The organism is Pseudomonas sp. UBA6315 (assembly GCF_002438125.1).
GTDB classification, from domain to species: domain Bacteria; phylum Pseudomonadota; class Gammaproteobacteria; order Pseudomonadales; family Pseudomonadaceae; genus Aquipseudomonas; species Aquipseudomonas faucium.
In genome coordinates, this window is sequence record NZ_DJTF01000019.1 from 1 (window position 1) to 1,761 (window position 1,761).

1 protein-coding gene, 2 tRNA genes and 1 pseudogene are annotated in these 1,761 nt (G+C 59.9%); 3 read left to right on the forward strand and 1 reads right to left on the reverse strand.

Features of this window, described 5'->3' with window-relative positions; genetic code table 11:
• Positions 1-121: pseudogene (locus B3E94_RS25445) on the forward strand (hypothetical protein); the annotation flags it as partial.
• A 34-nt stretch (positions 122-155) separates the two neighbouring features.
• Here the strand turns inward: B3E94_RS25445 and dinB are convergent.
• Positions 156-1,214, reverse strand: coding sequence for a DNA polymerase IV (dinB, locus tag B3E94_RS01445; RefSeq protein WP_176511600.1), 1,059 nt, complete (start codon positions 1,212-1,214; stop codon positions 156-158).
• Positions 1,215-1,424: 210 nt separating this feature from the next.
• Here dinB and B3E94_RS01450 point away from each other — a divergent pair.
• Together B3E94_RS01450 and B3E94_RS01455 are read left to right on the forward strand one after the other, a co-directional pair.
• Positions 1,425-1,501, forward strand: a tRNA-Met gene (locus B3E94_RS01450).
• Between the two features lie 136 nt (positions 1,502-1,637).
• Positions 1,638-1,714: transfer RNA gene (locus B3E94_RS01455), tRNA-Met, on the forward strand.
• Positions 1,715-1,761: the final 47 nt, after the last annotated feature.

Genomic DNA, 1,761 nt, shown 5'->3' on the forward strand with positions numbered 1-1,761 from the left:
CAGCGAGATGGAGCAGAGCCTGGTCGAGCTGACCCGCAACGACCCGGAGCTGCAGAAGGAGTTTCTGCAGGCACTGACCAAAGCTACCGGGCGACTGGTAGCCGACCCCGGCGTGCAATAGATGATTGAACAAGGGCTGCTTCATGCAGCCCTTTTCATTTATCCGCGAACAACTCCAGTTGCTCGTGCGCACCGCGCAAGTCCCGCAACCTGACCCCCACCCCCAGCAACCGCACCGGCTTGCCACCCCGCGCGAAGGCCTGGCGCAGCAATTGCCGATAGCTTTCCAGGTCGCGCCCTGCCCCCGCTTGCTCCAGGGTGGTCTGGCTGAAGTCATGGAACTTCACTTTCACGAAGGGTTTTTCTGGCCGGTAGCTGCTGTCCATGCGCGCAATCCGCTCGTTCAGGCTGTCGAGCAGCTCTGGCAGGCGCTCAAGGCAACTGGCCAGGTCCGGCAGGTCGGTGTCGTAGGTGTTCTCCACGCTCACCGATTGGCGCCGGCTGTCATTGTGCACCGCGCGCTCGTCGATGCCTCGCGCCAGCCCCCACAACCGCTCGCCGAAACTGCCGAACTCGCGCACCAGGTTCAGCCGGGGCCATTCGCGCAAATCCTGGCAGGTAACGATCCCCAGGCGCGCCAGCTTGTCTGCCGTGACCTTGCCCACCCCATGCAGCCTGGCGACCGGCAAAGCAGCGACAAAGGCCTCGACCTGGTCGGGGGTAATCACGAAAAGCCCATTGGGCTTGCGCCAGTCACTGGCGACCTTGGCCAGAAACTTGTTCGGCGCCACGCCTGCCGACACGGTGATATGCAGGGTGCGGGCAACGCGCCGGCGGATGTCTTCGGCGATGCGCGTGGCGCTCCCGGCGAACCATTGGCTGTCACTGACATCCAGGTAGGCTTCATCCAGCGACAACGGCTCGATCAGTTCGGTGTAGTCACGGAAAATCGCGTGGATCTCGCGTGAGGCTTCGCGGTAGGCCTCGAAACGCGGTTTGACGATCAACAAGTCAGGGCACAGCTTGAGCGCATGGCGCGACGACATGGCCGAACGCACGCCATAGGCACGGGCTTCATAGTTGCACGTGGCAATCACCCCACGGTGGTCGGGCGAACCGCCCACCGCCATCGGCCGCCCTGCCAGGCGCGGGTCGTCACGCATCTCGATGGCGGCGTAGAAGCAATCGCAGTCGATATGGATGATCTTGCGCAAAGACATGGACGACCGTCAGTACTGTAAATTCATACAGATAGTAGCGCATGCTGCCCCATGGCTCCCAGCCCGGCTCGATAATCGGCCTGAAAGGCCCGCCACAGCTGCGCTGCGGGCCCTATTCAAGCGCTAAGGGTTTGAACGAAAAAGGTTTTTTTGAAGTAAAAGCTTGACATAGGGAAGTAATTCCGTAGAATTCGATCTCACAGGCGCGGGATGGAGCAGCCTGGTAGCTCGTCGGGCTCATAACCCGAAGGTCGTCGGTTCAAATCCGGCTCCCGCAACCAGATTCGAGAAAAGGCCACTGTTAACGCAGTGGCCTTTTTCTTTTGTCCGAAATTAAGTCGCTGGTGTTAATTTCAAGTAAATCAACAACTAACGCTTGACGGCAGGCTGAGAAGCTGTAGAATTCGATTCCACAGGCGCGGGATGGAGCAGCCTGGTAGCTCGTCGGGCTCATAACCCGAAGGTCGTCGGTTCAAATCCGGCTCCCGCAACCAGATTCGAGAAAAGGCCACTGTTAACGCAGTGGCCTTTTTCTTTGCCT